Origin of the sequence: Nostoc sp. PA-18-2419 (assembly GCF_005869855.1) — a bacterium.
In the GTDB taxonomy this organism is placed as follows: Bacteria; Cyanobacteriota; Cyanobacteriia; order Cyanobacteriales; family Nostocaceae; genus Nostoc.
Window position 1 is genome coordinate 405,193 of record NZ_SZNH01000003.1, and the last position, 17,935, is coordinate 423,127.

At 39.1% G+C, this 17,935-nt stretch carries 15 protein-coding genes and 1 pseudogene; 7 read left to right on the forward strand and 9 right to left on the reverse strand.

The features are described from left to right. Window positions 1–269 precede the first annotated feature (269 nt). The 4 genes from FCR06_RS05535 to FCR06_RS05550 form a co-directional block, all read right to left on the reverse strand. Complete coding sequence (locus tag FCR06_RS05535) at window positions 270–941, reverse strand: HupE/UreJ family protein (protein ID WP_138497830.1); 672 nt, start codon at window positions 939–941, stop codon at window positions 270–272. Window positions 942–1,133: 192 nt separating this feature from the next. Continuing rightward, window positions 1,134–1,874, reverse strand: a complete 741-nt coding sequence (locus tag FCR06_RS05540; protein ID WP_138497831.1) for an SGNH/GDSL hydrolase family protein — start codon at window positions 1,872–1,874, stop codon at window positions 1,134–1,136. Between the two features lie 171 nt (window positions 1,875–2,045). After that, window positions 2,046–3,797: an ABC transporter ATP-binding protein gene (locus FCR06_RS05545; RefSeq protein ID WP_138497832.1), complete on the reverse strand. Its 1,752-nt coding sequence runs from the start codon at window positions 3,795–3,797 to the stop codon at window positions 2,046–2,048. A gap of 403 nt (window positions 3,798–4,200) precedes the next feature. Next, complete coding sequence (locus FCR06_RS05550) at window positions 4,201–4,854, reverse strand: hypothetical protein (RefSeq protein ID WP_138497833.1); 654 nt, start codon at window positions 4,852–4,854, stop codon at window positions 4,201–4,203. 476 nt (window positions 4,855–5,330) lie between these two features. On the opposite strand from FCR06_RS05550, the gene galE reads away from it, so the two are divergent. Beyond that, a complete protein-coding gene (galE, locus tag FCR06_RS05555; RefSeq protein WP_138497834.1) occupies window positions 5,331–6,329 on the forward strand; it encodes a UDP-glucose 4-epimerase GalE in 999 nt (332 codons plus the stop codon). A gap of 69 nt (window positions 6,330–6,398) precedes the next feature. Here the strand turns inward: galE and FCR06_RS05560 are convergent, their stop codons facing one another. Continuing rightward, complete coding sequence (locus FCR06_RS05560) at window positions 6,399–6,758, reverse strand: hypothetical protein (RefSeq protein ID WP_138497835.1); 360 nt, start codon at window positions 6,756–6,758, stop codon at window positions 6,399–6,401. A 165-nt stretch (window positions 6,759–6,923) separates the two neighbouring features. On the opposite strand from FCR06_RS05560, the gene FCR06_RS05565 reads away from it, so the two are divergent. Next, window positions 6,924–7,169, forward strand: coding sequence for a hypothetical protein (locus tag FCR06_RS05565; protein WP_138497836.1), 246 nt, complete (start codon window positions 6,924–6,926; stop codon window positions 7,167–7,169). Between the two features lie 302 nt (window positions 7,170–7,471). Here FCR06_RS05565 and FCR06_RS05570 read toward each other — a convergent pair whose 3' ends face one another. Together FCR06_RS05570 and FCR06_RS05575 are read right to left on the reverse strand one after the other, a co-directional pair. Further along, window positions 7,472–8,149, reverse strand: a complete 678-nt coding sequence (locus FCR06_RS05570; RefSeq protein WP_189523328.1) for a hypothetical protein — start codon at window positions 8,147–8,149, stop codon at window positions 7,472–7,474. Continuing rightward, window positions 8,124–9,395, reverse strand: a complete 1,272-nt coding sequence (locus FCR06_RS05575; protein ID WP_138497837.1) for a sulfite exporter TauE/SafE family protein — start codon at window positions 9,393–9,395, stop codon at window positions 8,124–8,126. The genes FCR06_RS05570 and FCR06_RS05575 overlap by 26 nt, the downstream gene beginning before the upstream one ends. Before the next feature lie 327 nt (window positions 9,396–9,722). Here FCR06_RS05575 and FCR06_RS05580 point away from each other — a divergent pair, with 327 nt between their 5' ends. Beyond that, window positions 9,723–11,879, forward strand: coding sequence for a TIR domain-containing protein (locus FCR06_RS05580; RefSeq protein WP_138497838.1), 2,157 nt, complete (start codon window positions 9,723–9,725; stop codon window positions 11,877–11,879). A 143-nt stretch (window positions 11,880–12,022) separates the two neighbouring features. Next, entirely contained in the window at window positions 12,023–13,060 is a 1,038-nt protein-coding gene (locus tag FCR06_RS05585; protein WP_138497839.1) for a M20/M25/M40 family metallo-hydrolase, read from the forward strand. Between the two features lie 103 nt (window positions 13,061–13,163). Here FCR06_RS05585 and FCR06_RS05590 read toward each other — a convergent pair whose 3' ends face one another. Then, a complete protein-coding gene (locus FCR06_RS05590; protein ID WP_138497840.1) occupies window positions 13,164–13,604 on the reverse strand; it encodes a hypothetical protein in 441 nt (146 codons plus the stop codon). 402 nt (window positions 13,605–14,006) lie between these two features. Between FCR06_RS05590 and FCR06_RS05595 the strand changes: the two genes are divergently transcribed. Together FCR06_RS05595 and FCR06_RS05600 are read left to right on the forward strand one after the other, a co-directional pair. Continuing rightward, entirely contained in the window at window positions 14,007–15,668 is a 1,662-nt protein-coding gene (locus FCR06_RS05595; RefSeq protein ID WP_138497841.1) for an alpha/beta hydrolase, read from the forward strand. A gap of 733 nt (window positions 15,669–16,401) precedes the next feature. After that, on the forward strand, window positions 16,402–17,085 hold the full coding sequence (locus tag FCR06_RS05600; protein WP_138497842.1) for a DUF6875 domain-containing protein: 684 nt from the start codon (window positions 16,402–16,404) through the stop codon (window positions 17,083–17,085). Between the two features lie 233 nt (window positions 17,086–17,318). Here the strand turns inward: FCR06_RS05600 and FCR06_RS32420 are convergent, their stop codons facing one another. After that, on the reverse strand, window positions 17,319–17,462 hold the full coding sequence (locus FCR06_RS32420; protein ID WP_189523329.1) for a hypothetical protein: 144 nt from the start codon (window positions 17,460–17,462) through the stop codon (window positions 17,319–17,321). Window positions 17,463–17,521: 59 nt separating this feature from the next. Here FCR06_RS32420 and FCR06_RS05605 point away from each other — a divergent pair. Next, window positions 17,522–17,935 (forward strand): annotated as a pseudogene (locus tag FCR06_RS05605) (IS1 family transposase); the annotation flags it as partial.

Below are 17,935 nucleotides of genomic sequence, written 5' to 3' on the forward strand. Positions count from 1 at the left end.
AATTTTATTACTTTTATTAATGCCGAACGCTATCGCTCACAAAATCAATCAGTTGAAATTTTATTTACTCAAAACGCTATACAGTTGAAGGACAACTATACATGTATTTGCAAATAATTCTTAATTACTTGTATTCATTGAAGAAATAAGCGATAGGGATACACACCTTAGCTGTGCATCCCTATGAATAACTGTAGACTGGCTCCTGTTGACTGCGAACAGTGGGATATTTTTTATTTGTCACTCCCTAAAGTAATATATTCAATTGTCTAAATCGAATTGCTTAAAAACACAATGGCGATCGCATACAAAGACAAGCCAGCAATACTGATTTTCCAGGATAAAATTCGATTGATTTTACCTATCCCCATCGCATCACCAATTTGTCTAACACATATAGTAACTGCAAATTGAGTTAAAACCATACTTGGTATATACGTAATTAATGGTATTATTCCTATCTCAGTTATCGATTCTCCGTGAGTGTAACCTTGAAATAAACCAACACTAATACCCACCAGAGCAACTACTATAAAGTTTGCTTGATTTGGTATTATCAACATTATGCTTAAGATAATAGTAAAAATAACCAGCACTATTTCTGTGCCTGGTAAATTTAGCTGAAAAAAATGAATTACAATACCTAAAACTGCTGCTAAGACAAAACATCCAACTATCAAAGCGCCACGAGCAAATATAGCTGATAGTAAGCCAATAGCAATAATACCAACCAAACATTTTGAGCTAATGACTGGATCTGCTACTCCCCAGAGAAAACCTTCCCAAGAATTAGAGATGGCGCGAACGCCTGGTGTTCCACTCCACGAACTGAGCAAGCTAATTAAAATCAAAGCTGCGATCGCTCCAATATGGCGATCAACTATCTTAGAGATATAAAATTCCCCTGTAGCAGGAAATCTTGATAATTTAGTTTTGAACATTACCACATGCCAAGTTAGGTTTTTCGGTAATTTATACTACCCACCTAACCAAAAAAACTAACGTGATCATAACGATGAATCATCTGAACTTTATAAAGTTATATAAAGTCTCAGTAGTAGTCACAGTCTGCTAATAACCAACTGTATGAAGAATTACCAAAATTTGAAATTTAAGAGGTAAGCCCTAATCAATTATCGTTCCAAGGACTGCTGAGCTACGTACTCAACCAAATTTTGAATCATTTGGGCATCTGTTTCACTTAAACTTTCTAACTCAATTCTGTTGCTTTCTTTCGGGGCACTAGAATTACTGCTATATATACGAGGACTCAAACCTAGAGGACTATTACCATAAAATGTTGTATAGAATACACATGCTGCTACATAAGAGCCAATAGGGCTAGGATGACTTCCATCAGAAGTATAAAGGTTTAATTTCGGATTTGCTTCTCGAACTTTTTGCCAAACAATTCCCACAGGTGCAACTTTAGCATTAAGTTTTTGAGCAATGCTCATATATGAATTAGTCAATATCTCTTGCGTTTCTGGTTGATTTTGCTTTGCCCAAGTTAGGTAAAATACAGTTTGAGAATTAACTCGCTTAATCTCGGCATTAAACAGACTAGCATACTCGTACATTTGCTGGGGATTGGTAATGGGTAAAATACTCTGCTCTTGCAATACTACGTAATCCCAGCGTTTAGCTTTTATCAGCTTGAGTGCTTCACCACGTTTCCAATGACTTTTTAGTGTAGCTCCACCTACCACAACCATATCAGTTTTAAGGATTTTGGTTTCTTTTGCTGACTCAGCTAGTTGTTGTGTTAACCAAGGGAGGTCATTAAAATATGTATAACTGTTGCCAATAAATAAAACTTTTATTGACTGTTCGGCTACTTGCAGGGAAGTTGTTTCAACCTGTATCCCAAGCATTTTAAACAAAGCAATCATCAAAAAGAAGAATAAACATACACATAGTAGTACTAAGTGAAAAAGTGAAATCTTGCTACCCATGTTATTGACAGTTAACTGTTGAGTGTCAACTGTTAACAGTCAACAGCTACTACTAATTGATTCTGTATTCTCAATTGTAAATTCTTATTTTTAATGTAATAATTCCTCAACTTGATGCTGGCTCCACAAACTTCTATAAAGACCCTGTTGTTGTACAAGTTCTAAATGATTTCCCATCTGAACGATTTCTCCCTTTTCCATAACAAAAATTCGGTCAGCAGCAGCAGCAGCAGATAGTTGATGAGTAATAAAAATTACTGTCTTACGCTGTGTACCACTAGAAAGATTTTTGAGAATTTGTGTAGCTGTTTGATTATCTACACTGGAGAGGGCATCATCTAAAATTAATACTGGCGCATCGACCAGCATAGCTCTAGCTAAGGCAGTACGTTGCCGTTGACCGCCAGAAAGAGTAATGCCACGTTCGCCAACAATAGTTTCGTATTGCTGGGGAAAATTATGAATTTCTGTATCAATTTGGGCCAGTTTGGCTACAGATTCTACCTTTTCTTGTTCGCTAACTGGGTCACCGTAGCGGATATTATTTTTGATTGTGGTACTAAAGAGAAAACTATCTTGAGGGACGTAGGCGATCGCACTTCGTAAATCTGCCAAGGCTATTTTAGTAATATCTTGCCCATCTAAAAACAATTGTCCTGATTGAATATCCAACAAACGCGGCAAAGCATTGGCTAAAGTAGATTTTCCCGAACCAATTGCCCCAACAATTGCCACAGTTTCTCCAGGAACAATGGTAAAGTTAACATTTGCTAGAGCTGGAGTAGTAGAACCAGGATAAGCGTAGCTGAGATTTTTAGCCGTCAGTTCTCCTTTAAGTTCATCTGCTGTTAAATGTACCGTATCAGCTGTGTCTTTAATTTTCGGTGTAACACTGAGAATAGATTCAAGCCGGTCGATACTAACTTCACCTCGTTGGTAGGTGCTAATTGTGAACCCTAAAAGAGCAGTGGGGAAAACTAAACGCTCGACATAGATTAAGAGTGCTAAAAAGTCACCAACTTGAAGCGTCCCAGAAGACATTCGTCCTGCGCCTAGCCAAATAATTACCAGTGAACTCACGTTAGCTAAACCGCCAATTAACGGAAATAGCGTATTTCGACTTTTTGCCAGTTCCAAATTAGCAGCCAATAGCTGCTGATTTTTCTTGGCAAAAGCTCGGCGTTCGTTTGCTTCTTGGGCATAAATTTTAATTAAAGCAATACCACTAATATCTTCTTGGATGAGTTCGCTAATGTCAGACAGTTGCTCTTGGACTACTGCTTGTTGTTTGCGTAAGCGATCGCTAAACAAACTCACAAATAAGAACATAAAGGGGTACACTGCCAAAGAGGCTAGCGTCAGATCCACACTAATCGCTAGCATTACTGGCAGTGTCAAAGCATAGGCAAAAACTGTATTTGCCAAACTCAAGACGGCAAAACCCACTAACCGTCTGATATTGTCCACATCGCTGGTAGCCCGATTAATCAAATCACCAGCAGTATTACTGGCAAAATAAGACGGTTCCAACCTAAGTAAGTGTTCAAAAATCCGTTGTTTAAGGTCAAATTCTACTTGACGCCCTACCCCAAATAGCCAAATGCGTGAAGCCATACGCATCAGCCACATTGCTGAACTAAGTAATACAATTATAACTACATAATGTATTATTTGATTCCAGGTAAAGGTTGCTGATAGTTTGTCAACACCATCTCTAATTAGCAAAGGGATATAAACGCCCAAGGCATTAACAGACAACAAAGCGAGAATGCCTAAAGAGACTTCCCGCCAATGAGGTCGAAGGTAAGCACCAAGTTTAGCGAGTCTTCGAGATTTTGCCATTAAAGCAATTTTGCAACTTTATCATCCGAGATTAACTGCGACTCCCACAAAGCAATTAATCCAGCCACTAGTACAGCACAACAAAAGTCAATCAACTATTTAAAATTATCCAAAAGCTGATTAAGTCAGCTTTTTAACTTTTAAGAGCCACTTGAGGGCAGTTGCTCTTGGGAAGCCACTCTGTTGCGGGGGTTACCCCCGTTGAAGGAAGTGGCGTGGAGACCCCAAGACCCTTCGGGTTGAGCAGTCCCCCAGACGCTCGTTCCTCGCTACCGCTTGGGCTAACGACAGAAACCGCCAATCAGAGGGCTGCCTCACCGCAGTGGCTCCTTTTAATTTTTGACTTCCCAAAAACCTTACTAGAATGTGGATTGCGGACTTTTGAGTATTTTTTTTTACTTTCTTACCGCTGAACACGCAAGAACCTGTAAATTTCAATGAGATAACTTTCCCAAGTTCTCGTTGTCAGTTGCAGGGTTTCCGCATTAGGTACAAAGTCTTCAAGTCGTAAACCGCGTGTGCGAATATCTTGAAGATTTCCTTGCAATAAGTAAGGAGGCACTCTCAAATTATAAGAAAGAATGCTATCCCCCGTCACATCTGAAATGTTTGCTGTGGTGCTTTGTTGACTTAATGCCACTAGTGTGCCAGATGTTGGAACAGCAGTTGCTACATAGTTTTCACCTGTCATTGCTAAAGGTGCTCTATAAAGAAAATACGCAACGGCTGGTGTACTTGCCAACAACAAAATCGTTAGTGCCCAACCCACTAAGTATCCTCCTGGTTTGTCTATCCCACCTCCTTTGATCCTCTGAGCTGCAAAAATCATCATTAAAACAGAGGCTCCTAGAGGCTTAAGTGGAAAAGAGATCATCCTCCACAACGACGCTACAGCTGGTTCGCTGGGGTTGAGAAATGATAGGGCTACGATTATCAACACAATGACTAAGATTAATCGCCCGACAAAAGTTCCTGAAGGATAAAATCGCTGGAACAGAGAATATACGATAGTGCCAATCAACAGCCACAGCAGTATCCGGCTTAGCAATAGAAACATAGATTAACTCTCAAATTTTCTGGTGCGGTGAGCCAGTGCGGTGGTAAAGCAGTCCGTTTTGAGAGGGATTTTGTGCCACTTCCTTGAAATCAGGCATTACCCGCCAAGGTTATGGGTTCCCACAAGGAACTGCCAAAATGGTTTCCCGACATAAATCAACCAGTGTATTCTTATGGAGACAGTCTGTTGAGCGGGAAATACCGAACAACTGAGTAGCTCCCTATGAGCAACTGGCGTCAACTGGCTAACCCGTAAGAGCTAGCCTAGAGGTTTCGGGAAATGGATTTATTTTATCGTCAAATAGTAATTGCACCATTTGACTTAAAACACCTCAACCTCACACCGAAAGACTACCGTCGTAGTGATTTTAGTGCAATTTTTTGACACTGCGTCTATTATTTATAAATTTCCAGAAGAGTAATGTGGCACCAGTAAATTAAATTAATTGGGTAATTGTAACTTAAAAGGAAAAACTAATGTTGTCTGGAAAGCCTACTATCTTGGTCACAGGCGGAGCTGGATATATTGGCTCCCATACGGTACTTGCTCTCAAGCAAGCTGGTTATAACGTCATCATTCTTGATAATTTGGTATATGGGCATCGCGACTTAGTGGAAAAGGTTTTACAAGTAGAACTAATAGTTGGCGATACAAGCGATCGCCCTCTGCTCGATCAATTATTCAAAACTCATGATATTGCTGCTGTGATGCACTTTTCTGCCTATGCCTACGTGGGAGAATCCGTGACTGACCCAGCCAAATATTACCGCAATAACGTCCTTGGGACTCTGACGCTGTTGGAAGCCATGTTGACGGCTTCTGTTAATAAATTTGTCTTTTCTTCGACTTGTGCCACCTATGGTGTACCGGAATTCGTACCGATTCCAGAAACCCATCCCCAAAATCCGATTAATCCCTATGGGGCTACGAAGCTGATGGTAGAGCGGATTCTGACTGATTTTGATGTGGCTTACGATTTAAAATCAGTGCGTTTCCGCTATTTTAATGCTGCTGGTGCTAATCCCGATGGTTTGCTGGGCGAGGATCACAATCCAGAAACCCATTTGATTCCCTTGGTGTTGATGACAGCCTTAGGCAAACGAGAATCTATCTCAATTTTCGGCACCGATTACCCTACGCCCGATGGTACTTGTATTCGTGACTATATTCACGTTAATGACTTAGCAGATGCTCATATTTTGGGATTGGAATATTTATTAGAAGGTGGCGATAGCGAAGTTTTTAATTTGGGCAATGGTAGCGGCTTCTCTGTCAGAGAAGTGATTGCAGCAGCCGAGGCAGTAACAAAAGCTACTATAAAAGTTGAAGAACGCGATCGCCGTCCTGGCGATCCCCCAATTCTCATTGGCACTAGCGAGCAAGCCAGAACAATCTTAGGCTGGCAACCTCAGTACCCATCCATTAAAGATATTGTCGCTCATGCGTGGCAGTGGCATCAACAGCGACATAAATAAGTTTATCTGCTGGGGGAGTTGCCACCCCCTTTACTCATAGATTGCTTGATGTAGTTAAATTAATGACGCTTACTTTGGCAAAATCACGCTTTGACGCACAGTACGCTTGCGCTCGCTTTTCCGAGTACCTCCAGCCATCTGATATTCATGGCTATTATTACCAAATTTATAAGCAATACCACGCAAAAATTTTTCCGAATAGTCTGCTAAATCTTCTTCATTTTCGACGAGTTGAGTTAATAAAATATCAATAGTAGAGAGGGTGGTATTGTATGCTTCTAGAGATTGCCGCATTCTTTCAATTCTTTCAGTATAACCTTTGACTGTTAAGCCTTCTCCGACATCAAGAGTTTGACTAATAGATTTAACGCTTGCTAGACGTAGTTCAGCTTTGCCAAGAGTACGTGAATTGCGTTTGCGCCTTGCCATAATTAATACTTATTTTATAAATTACTGATAACTCTATAGTGGACAATTTTTGAAAAGGTTGTCATACGTGGAATTGTTGATTTTTATGAAAAAGCCTAAAATTTATTTGCTTTATACCAATTCGTAATTACAAATTCTCAATTATCAATTACGAATTGATATAACGTGAAAGCTGAAGCTATTACAGATTGCGTGAAACACGCAAACGTGAAAGCGGAAGTTATTGCAAGGAAAGCGGAAGTTGTTACAGCTTGCGCGAAACACGCAAACGTGAAAGCGGAAGTTGTTGCAAGCAAAGCGGAAGTTGTTACAGCTTGCGCGAAACACGCAAACGTGAAAGCGGAAGTTGCTGCAAGGAAAGTGGAAGTTGCTACAGGGAACACTCCTTCTGAATTTTCATCATCCTTGTAAAATAAGCAATCCACCTTGGAGTTTCCCGAAAGTGCGATCGCTGAAAATTACACTCAACTATTAGGGCGATTATCTTCGCAATGATAGATGATTGGACTCCACCTTTAAAGAAACGATTGTCATTGAGGCTTAAGGTGAATTCTAGTAATAAAATTACCATAGCCGTTGGTTTGGACTTCGCTCAACCAACTGAGTGGTCGAGAGTTGAGAAAGTCGAAACTCGTCAACATAGGTATTTTTTATCAGAAATCACCTTATATAGAAACGAAGGGAGACATCAAGAAAAATATCTCCTCACTTTTTTACTCGCTACCGCCTCTTGTTCCTCGTAGTGCAACAAATAAAATGGCGATAAATCCGAGGATTGGCAGAGCGATCGCCCAAAATGGTAAACTTCTATTTTCGTCCTCGGCTACATCACCATTGACATTTCGCAAGTTTCGTGTATTTTCTGTAGACCCTCCTGCCACGGTAACTTCAAATTTCAACTCAAAGGGTTTGAATCTTGCCCCTGAGGTTGGTCTACCATTTAATTGCAACTGATAAATTCCCGCTTTGGGAAAGACAACTTCTGCACCTGGGATGCCTTGATAACGCTCAGCCGCCACAGATTTTAAGCTTGGCTCTAAAAGTGGTGGCTCTCCTTGTGCATATGGTTCAGCATAAACAGCCAACCGACAATTACATTGTGCCAAGGGAATTACCTTTCCACCCCTGCGGGTAAGGGCAAACCAGGCTTGGCTGGGTTCTCCAGCACGGGGATTATCATTTGGTTCAATGTGCAGAGTACCACCGACATCTCCAGCTACTTCCACTTCATGAGCTGCAACGGGGTACAAATTAGTTATTGATATAGTTAAGCAACTCAGGAATAATAAATACTTGATTGTTGCTTTGTTAAGATAATGCCTCTGTTTGTGACTCGTTGGGACGAAGCCAGAAAATAAGAATGATTTACCGTGATTTTGTTGGGGGAACATAAAACTTTTCTAGGGCTAACTTTGACCAAAAAAAGCGCGATCGCACTAACAAAACACTGAGGGTAACAATTACCATCAGTACTGCCGCTAATTTATTTCCCCAAGTTGATTGCAAAGAACCCAAATAATGGGTACCAATCAACAGAGTATGAATAGCACTCAAAAGCAAAGCTGGCACACCCAATAGATGAATCTGTCGCCAACGCTTGCCCAAAGATTTCTGCAATGATTCCCAACTCGTTAAAGCGGCGGGGGACATTAATATCAATGCTACAGCACCCGCAGCCATCCCCCATTGAAATTCTGGCGGCAGAAAAGAAAAAGCGGCAAAATTCCATTGCAATGAGTGTTCGATCATGTGGACGGTGTGAACCACAGATAGTACAAAAGCTCCTACCCCTAAGGCGCGACGGTAACGCAGAGGTGACGCCCACAAGCCACTAATTGGACGGGCAATTAAAGCCAAAATTAAACAGAATAAAGCGGCGTGTCCGGTGTAATCTACCATCGTGTTCCCAGTCCGCAGCAAGGTGATGCCCCCGATGGCGAGGGTAACCCAACCACCTAATCGAAATAACTGACTGCGCCTGTCTTTACTCACCAAAGACGTGGAGACGCCGACACCTAGCATTGTGGGTAGGGTTCCCAAGCCAAAAGCCAGCATAGTAGCCCCACCCATCCATAAATTGCCAGTTTGGGCGGCTTTAATTTGGGCAGTATACAAGAAACCACAGGGCATTAAACCCCAAGTCATTCCTAAAAGTAATGGCGTCCACCATTTGGTTTTTAAAGAAAGTTTGACCATCGCAGTGCTGAGGCGATCGTGTAAACTGCCCTTTAATAGGGGATGTAACACGGGAATGCGCGGCAGCAAATCGGGTTTGATTTGTCCTAACCCAAACCAAATCAGCATCACACCAGTTATAATTGCCATCCAACGCCGGAAATCACTGCCAACACCCGCTAGCTGTCCACCTTGCAGTAATACCGAACCCAGCGCTCCAATACCAGCACCCACTAGAGCATAGCTCAACATTCTTCCCAAATTTAAGAGGATATGAAATTTTAATTGCTGTTGGTGAGTATTCGACTTTTCTAAAGTTGATGTCCGTCCACAAGAAGCTGTGTGGGGAATTTTTGGCTGGTGAGATAGGGAAAACGCCACTGTTAGAGGGCCACACATCCCAAAGCAATGCCCAAAACTACCCAGGAACCCCAGGATTGCGATCGGCAATAAATCTACCATAAAAAAAGTCCTGAGTTCTGAGCCATGAGTCTTGAGTATCAAAATAAAGATTTTGAAGAATTAAAAGAAGAAATTGTTTTTTTCTTTCTCTTTGCTCAGTACTCAGTACTCAGCACTCCTCTACTGGGGCACTTTAAGTGAAGTTACGCTCTGTGTCAAAAGACAAAGCGTCAAACTTGATGTTTATTTTAGAAAATTAGTTCTTTTGCCCAAAAGCCGATAAAACAAATATATTTGTTTTATATAAAACTCAATATTCCCACGTAAAGAGTCTCAATGTATAATAAATTTTTGCCAGAATAATCGCTACTAGATTTAGAACTAAAAATGAATTCACGCTCATTCTCTGGAGTAGTAGATGAGGCGCTTAAGGTATTTTTTTGTTACTCTCGCAAAGACGAAAAGCTGCGGGATGAATTGGTAAGTCATCTCGCTCATCTTATCAAATCGCGTTATATTACAATTTGGTATGATCGACTAATAGAGCCTGGATTAAATTGGCAAAATGAAATTGAAGATCAGTTGAGGACAGCAGATATTGTCTTACTACTGGTTAGTGCAGATTTTCTGGCCTCAAATTATTGTTATAACATTGAGATGTCGCTCGCACTGGATCGACACAATCGCGGTGAAGTTTGTGTCATTCCTGTTATTCTTCGTCATTGCGATTGGAAATATCAGCCTCTTAGCAATCTTCAGGCTTTGCCGAGAAATGGTAAACCTGTTATCTGCAAGGATTGTTTAAAGGATGATTCTTTAACTGATGTAGCGAAAGGAATTAGACGGGTAGTTGAAGGTCTGCATAATAAACGCCAACCCGTACTCCCTATACCTAATGAAAATCCTGATCGTGTCGTACCACCTTCCGAGCCATCATGGTTAAATAAGATTACTAGAAGAGTCAAGATTCTCTTATTTCGCAGACGCTACCGTTTTGGTCGGCAGGTAGGGTTAACAATTATCAGTCTGTTAGTAATTCTCTTGATTGCTTCGCCGTTGATATCAGAACTATTTTTCTTTTTTCTAAGACCTAATTCCCAACCTACCATTCAAGTGGAAAAATTCATTAGCTTTGGGGAAAAATCTCTCCTTGATCCTGGACAGGTTAAACCTGCCAAAGCAAAATATGACTATGCTAAAGAATCAGGGATGGGAGAATTCAAAAAAGAGCATTATAAAAAAGCAGTTGAAATATTTAATAAAATTCGAGAAGATGCTAAAAGTGTTGTAGAGAGATCTCGTAATGATGCTTCTGCTACAAATACTGAAAAAAATGCGGCTTTAGAAGTTTTAAAAGATCCTGAAATTTTGATATTTGGTAACAACGCTCAAGCACGACAGAATCATATTAATCGACCAGAATCGGCTCTTTACACAATTGCTGTTGCGGCTCCAACAAAAAAATATGCTGGAAGTCAGATTTTACTTGGAGTGGCTCAGGCACAAGATGAAGTTGTTAATGTGCCTGAAAATTCAAAGTTAAATTTACAAGTATTAATTGCTGATGATGGCAATGATAAATCTCAGGCTGAGAACATAGCAAATGAAATAGCCAACAACCAAAAAGATGTTATTGCTGTTGTAGGACATTACGCTTCTAGTAGCACCTGTTTGGCTCTACAACAATATAGCCAAGGCAATCTTGCTGTGATTTCTCCAGGTAGCACTATGTTTGATATACGTTCAGAATGTAAAGATAATAATAAAGTGTTTTTTCGCACTGTCTCTTCTACAAAAGTAGAAGCTGAGTCCCTGGTCAATTACTTATTAACTAAAAAACCTAATCCTAAGGTTGTTGTTTTTGACAACCCTGAAGAAAAATTCAGTAAATCTCTATTCGAGCAGTTTAAAAATGCTTTAGAAAAAGACAATAAAGGAAGTGTTATTGATGAGCTTTCACTATGGGCACAGGACTTTAGTTTGAGTCAATACTCAAAAGAAATCGGAGAAGCTAATGCTGTAGCAGTTTTCCCTGATGGTCAAACAGTGGGAAGTAATAAATCATTTAGTAGAGCAATTGATGTAATCAAAGCTACAGATGCAAACAAGTTAATTTTGGGCGCAAATTCACTTTATCTTCAAGAAACCTTGAATAAACTTGCAGATTTGCAACTCAATAATCGCTTGATTATTGCTGTTGACTGGCATTCTAAAGAGACTGGAGCAGATATTTTTGCTATGCCAGCATATAAATATTGGTACGGTGATGTAAATTACAGAACTGCTATGGCATATGAAGCAACTAAAATATTGGTCAAAATATTAGAATCAGAAACAAAAAATGACCGCTCAAGCATAAAAGATTATTTATCTACATTTAGTTCAGAAAGTAGCATAGTTAGTGGCTTACGAGTAAGTTTTGACGAAAATGGCGATCGCAATGAAAAAAACATTAGGGTTTTGGTTACTCCGATTAAACTCAATAATCTTGAGCAAAACAATAGTGAGCTTAAGTTTTGTATAGTTAATTCATCTAATTGTTAGTGTAGTTAGAGTATAGTTTTGTTCTACACATTGCTTTTGTTATTAAGCATAGCCTCTGCGCTAGCTAAAAATTTTTCCTTTTAATAAAAGTGGGCTGACTGGGATTTACGCTACCCTAAGTCTGGAAGCCAAGGATAAATGACATGAGAAAATGGATTTGGCTGATGCTGTTGGCGCTGTTTGCAGTTGCGGTGGTGGGTAGCAGAGGTAGCACTTTTTTTGAACAGCGTTCCTCACCAGAAATTGTTCAGAGCATTCCAGTGGAAACACCCCAACCACAGCCAGAGTTAAAGGAAGTTGACAGTACTTTACAAGTGTCTACTGACATGCTGTTAGCCCATATCCAAAATTTGAATTTTCAGCGCTACACGACAACAGAGCGATCGCGTACTCGCACATATATCACAACTGAACTAAAAAAATTCGGCTGGAAGCCTAAATTAGAAAAGTTCACCAACGGAGTGAATATTTTTGCCGAACGTGTAGGAACTAATAAAGCTGCTAAAGCTATTCTTATAGGAGCGCATTACGATACTGTCGCTTTTTCTCCAGGTGCAGATGATAACGCCAGCGGTGTAGCCGTAATGCTGGAAGTTGCGCGATTACTCGGTTCCCGTCCCACATCACGGACGTTACAGCTAGCTTTTTTTGACCAAGAAGAAGCAGGACTTTTGGGTAGTCAGGCTTTTGTGAAGAAAACAGCACGCTTGGAAAATTTGGGCGGGGCGATTGTCATGGATATGGTAGCTTATGCTTGTTACACTGCTGGGTGTCAAAAATATCCTGCAGGATTGCCTATTAGCCCACCTAGTAATAAGGGTGATTTTTTAGTGGTAGTAGGTGATACAGAACATTTACCTTTAGTGAATGCTTTTCAAAACTTAGAGAAGAATAAAGAAAAATCAAATCTGCCAGCGGTTTTGACACTACCAATTCCTCTCAAAGGAATACTGACACCAGATACCCTACGCAGCGACCATGCACCATTTTGGTATCAGGGCGTAGGTGCTGTACTCGTAACGGATACCGCAAATTTACGTACTCCTCACTATCATCAACCCAGTGATATTCCAGCGACTATTGATCGCTCATTTTTCACAGGAGCAGCACAGATTGTAGTCAATACTACGACTGCTTTATTAGAAAAAAATGAAGTTTTAGCAACTCAGCCAGCCACGTAATTCGTAATTATTAATTAATACATTTAGGGATAGAGCAACTTGATATATGACAGGAATTTTTCTTAATTGCAAATATAGGTAATATAGCGAACATTGTTCTTCATTACTCGGCTTTTGGCTGAGGAAAAGTCAATGTCCAATTGTCTTTATCATTAAGCTGAAAATACAAACCTTGGAGAGTCATCCGCACAGCTGTTCGAGTTCTAATAAACTTTCTGACTAAATAAGTTCCTGGCTGAGCAAAAACATCATCAAACTTTTTTTTATAACCAAATTGTCTTGAACAATAACTACCAGCACCTTTAACTGTTAACACAAAAAATGGAGATTGCTTGTATTCATTAGGAATCATAAAGATTCCGTATGATTTATGTTCACCACGCCACGGTTGAACAACAACTTTACTAGCTTGTACTTGAAATTTTGTAGTTTTTGATGCTAAAAAACCCTCAAAATTGCAAGCAGAATCATTCACTGGCCACCATAGTGTAATAACACTCAGCGAAAGCAGGAAAATAAAAATAAAAATTAGTAGGCGACGCATAAAAATAGGAAAAAGTATTAGTGCGATTGGTGCAATTTAAAGAGTAATGGTAGTGCAGCAATAGCAATAAGACTATGCACCTGCAACAGGTTAGTCATTGGTGATTAGCAAACGATTAATCACAAAGGACATTTGTTTAAACTTAGTTGAGAAACAATCGGTTTTTTGTGGCTGTTAACACCGAATTTTGCTCAATTTTCTAGCTGTAATGAATTGTACAGTTAGTTGTATTGATGATGCTTTTGATGGGCTTTGATTGCATCTGCATATATCTTTACCAGTTAAAGGTGATCGCTATCAAGTTTAAGAAAAAATTTATCTCTATTCAGCGTAAATTAATTGAGTAGTCAAATACACAAATATTGGTTATATTCCCGTAAGTATGAATTGGTAAAGATTTTTATGGCAAAAAGTTGGATAAGTCTAAAAAAACTTGGTGGTTTCTTGTGCGCCATAGTACTTGCACAGTTGAGTACAAATACTTGTGCAAAAGCCGCTGACACAGTTGTTGTTCGTTTTGGTCTATTTACAGAAGCCATCTCCCTTGGTGAGTTGCAAAAGGCTGCAAAAACTAAAAAATTGCCTGGGAGTTTGCAGCCTTACTCTAAAGGATTATCTCAACAGCAACGTCAGTTATTTTTAAAGGCGTTAAATCTGAATCTACCAGTAAATGTTGTCACCATTGATAGATTAATTAATACTCAAATTGGCACAAGTATTCTGAATGACTTTGCTACAGCCTTAGCCCGAAAGGACAAAGCTGGAGTACAAGCACTCCGAGCAGGATTGGTATTGGGTTCTACTGCACCAAAAGGTCTTTCTATACTCAGTTTTATTGCCGCTTATCCGAGTAAACGCTTAGAAATTAATTTACCACAGGCTTTTAAAGTTGCAGGGAGTTTGAATACTGCTTTTTGGCGCACCCAACAGTTTATGCTAGCGATCGCACCTCAACTTGACCTCCTAACACCACACCCTAGAACACCTCAGATTGCTTTTCCCTTTGATCCCTCTCAACCAGGAACAGCTCAAGTAAAAGTACTCAAGTTAGACTTGAATGACCAAAAGCACAATCGCAAAATTCCAGTTGATGTTTACTGGTCAACTGCTGCAACTCCTGACAAACCTGTAATTGTCTTTTCTCATGGTTTCGGGTCAGTCCGCACAGACTTGCGCTATCTAGCAGAACATCTAGCATCTCACGGTTATGTGGTAGCAGCCTTAGAACATCCCGGTAGTAATGCGACCAATGTCGATTCAGCACTTCAAGGGAAAACCAGAGTTGTCAAACCTGAGGAATTTTTGCGTCGCCCTCAAGATATTAGTTTTGTTCTCGACGAATTAGAAAAGCTCAACCAAACAGCTAATAACCCCCTTGTTGGGAAACTTGCAACCACCAAGGCGATGGTTGTTGGCTATTCATTTGGAGGTGGTACAGCTTTAGCAATTGCTGGTGCTGAGTTACAACTAGAAAGTCTCAAACAGCGCTGTAAACAGAACTTGTCTATCTTGAGTTTGGGAGAAGGTATGCAGTGCATTGCTCAAGAACTGCCGGAAAATAGCTATCAATTACGGGATACTAGAATCAAAGGGGCGATCGCTCTTAACCCCACAACTTCTTTAATATTTGGCAAAACTGGGTTAACCAAGGTGCAAGTTCCTACTTTGATCTTGACAAGTTCGGCAGATAAAACCACCCCAGCTTTAACCGAACAAATTACCGGATTTGACAAAATTCCATCCCCCAAATGGCTAGTTGGTGTAGTTGGAGGCACTCATCTAAGTGTAAAAGACCCCAGTACTACTATGGATCAAATAGGACAAACAAATACCCCGATTAGCGGCGGTGAAGTTGTCGGCGAACAAGCAGCTGATGTTCGTAAGTTAGTTAAAGCCTTAACTTTGGCGTTCGCAGCACAACTAACTCCAGAAGCAAAAAACTACGCTATCTTTCTGACATCGGATTATGCAAACTTTTCCTCAACCCCGGCATTTCCATTTCGCTTAATTACCCAGATTCCTCCCAACGCTATGGCAGTAGTAAAAGAATTTATTGAAAAATAAATAGGCAATAAGGAATAGAAAAAATGTTAATTGTCTATTCCTTATTGCCTATTCTCTATCGCATATTACCTGGGTCTATGAGTAACTTTATAAAAATTGTTATTGTTATTTTTATTACTTAAATTTAAAGTATATTTACTTAATACTTATTTTACTTTGTATCAAGTTCAAAAAATTATTTGTGATTCAAAGCTATGAGTGTCAAGATATCTCTGCGCTACCCTTAATCATAAACTTTTGATAGCATGATATTAACTGTATTTTACAAATATTTAAATATTTTTTTATATACTTTAATATTTAAATATTAATACTGATTATTTTTATAACTCAATATCAGTATTTTAAAATCTATACTAAATTTTCACAATAAAATTAAATATTAAGATATTAACTTTATAATACTTTTGTTAAAAATATTATGAGCTATATAAATACTAAAAAAGCAGGAGGGCAAACTCAAAAAATAGATATCTTAACGAAAATATTATAAATGATGTTCATAAAAAATAAATTCTTTAAGCCTAAAATACATTTTGTGCTGTATGGGTTGCTTTTAACTAATATAAATACACAAAATATAAAAAATTTATCTTTTAAAGATTATAAATCAGCTAGAAAGACAACATAATCTAAGGCTAATTTTTTATATAAAAAGTAATTTTAGGTATTAAACGGCATCATTCAAATAGTTGTGAATTAAAAATTGAACAATTACTACACACTTAAGCTAATGCAACTCTATACACCTATTGAAATTGAACAACTTCAGGAAGGCGAAGACTTTCCCCACTTCATCCAAATTTTGGAGTGGGTCAAAAATTTTTTAGGAAGACCTCATCCTCATTTAGGCAGACCTGGTGTAGTTTGCCCTTTTGTACCTCACTCTCTTAAATCAAATAGCATTCGTTTAGCAGTTATTCATACAAAAGACTTGTATCCAGAACAAGTAGAAAATATAGTTAAACATTACCGAGATATCTTCCTAAATATGGAAGTCAAAGAGCAAGAATTAACTATTAGTAGAGCTTTTCTGCTAATATTTCCCGACGTTCATATAGACGAAGCTCCTGAATTGATAGATAGCGTTCAACAAAAACTTAAACCTTTATTTGTCGAATCAGGATTAATGCTCGGAGAATTTCATAAACGTAATGAAAGTTCTGGTTTGCATAACCCAAACTTCCGTCCACTTCGTAGCCCTATTCCCTTGTTAGCTATTCGGTTCATGGTTGAAGCAGACCTCCCCTTTATGCAAAGTCCGAGCGATCCACACTTACGTATTAAGTATCTGGAAGCTTATCTAAAGCATTTTGGTCATAAATTTACAGATGAGACAAGGTTTAAAAATGCTTATCAAGCCTTGGCTTTAGCAAAAGAACAAGTAAAAGCAGAAAACTTAGTGCTGATTGAATAAATGTTTATTCAGGTCTGAATCAGTGATAAGTTATCATTTAGTACTAATGATTGATAAATTATAACTGATATAAACTTGTATTCAATATTTGCAAAAGCTACTTACTTCTCTACATATCTTGTTTCTGGTTAAGAGTTTTGTGTTTTGTGTTCCCTGTTTGCTCTGCAAAATTTGTGAAGAGTTCTAATGCATCACTTCAAGCATTGGTGAATTCTGACTCATGATTTTTTTATTTAAGTAATTCCCTTGACAGATGGTTGAGTCTGGTATGGCAATATATCATTATCAACAGCAAGCAAATCAGCTTTACCAACTTTGAAGTTGCTGCGATCCCCAAATAGGTGAATAGCTTTCGCCAGATTACTACGGTACGTCACAAACCCTCAAAGCACAGGGTGGTGTTGCATAATAGAGGGATGAATTGAGGTCATCTACTGTGCAATGTCCATACTGTGAGTCTACGGAAATTAGAAAGAATGGAAAACGGAGAGGTAAACAAAATCACATCTGTAATAACTGCGAGCGCCAATTTATTGATGTGTACGATCCGCTAAAAGGATACTCAGAGAAACTTAAACAAGAATGTTTAAAAATGTATCTTAATGGTATGGGTTTTCGTGGGATTGAACGGGTTAAAGGTGTACATCATACTACTATAATTTCTTGGGTAAAACAAATAGGAGAAAAGCTGCCAGACGTACCAGAAGAAGATGCTATACCAGAAGTTGGAGAACTAGATGAATTAGAGACATTTATAGGTTCAAAAAGCGAAAAGTTGCGTGCGGGGGTTCCCCCCGTTGAGCAAACTTTTCAAGACAAAACAAAATCTGGCTGTGGACAGCAGTAAATC

Coding starts and splice junctions, on each gene's coding strand:
- FCR06_RS05535 (WP_138497830.1), bottom strand. CDS start 941: ATGTTCAAAACTAAATTATCAAGATTTCCTGCTACAGGGGAATTTTAT.
- FCR06_RS05540 (WP_138497831.1), bottom strand. CDS start 1,874: ATGCTTGGGATACAGGTTGAAACAACTTCCCTGCAAGTAGCCGAACAG.
- FCR06_RS05545 (WP_138497832.1), bottom strand. CDS start 3,797: ATGGCAAAATCTCGAAGACTCGCTAAACTTGGTGCTTACCTTCGACCT.
- FCR06_RS05550 (WP_138497833.1), bottom strand. CDS start 4,854: ATGTTTCTATTGCTAAGCCGGATACTGCTGTGGCTGTTGATTGGCACT.
- galE (WP_138497834.1), top strand. CDS start 5,331: ATGTTGTCTGGAAAGCCTACTATCTTGGTCACAGGCGGAGCTGGATAT.
- FCR06_RS05560 (WP_138497835.1), bottom strand. CDS start 6,758: ATGGCAAGGCGCAAACGCAATTCACGTACTCTTGGCAAAGCTGAACTA.
- FCR06_RS05570 (WP_189523328.1), bottom strand. CDS start 8,149: ATGTTCCCCCAACAAAATCACGGTAAATCATTCTTATTTTCTGGCTTC.
- FCR06_RS05575 (WP_138497837.1), bottom strand. CDS start 9,395: ATGGTAGATTTATTGCCGATCGCAATCCTGGGGTTCCTGGGTAGTTTT.
- FCR06_RS05580 (WP_138497838.1), top strand. CDS start 9,723: ATGAATTCACGCTCATTCTCTGGAGTAGTAGATGAGGCGCTTAAGGTA.
- FCR06_RS05585 (WP_138497839.1), top strand. CDS start 12,023: ATGAGAAAATGGATTTGGCTGATGCTGTTGGCGCTGTTTGCAGTTGCG.
- FCR06_RS05590 (WP_138497840.1), bottom strand. CDS start 13,604: ATGCGTCGCCTACTAATTTTTATTTTTATTTTCCTGCTTTCGCTGAGT.
- FCR06_RS05595 (WP_138497841.1), top strand. CDS start 14,007: ATGGCAAAAAGTTGGATAAGTCTAAAAAAACTTGGTGGTTTCTTGTGC.
- FCR06_RS05600 (WP_138497842.1), top strand. CDS start 16,402: ATGCAACTCTATACACCTATTGAAATTGAACAACTTCAGGAAGGCGAA.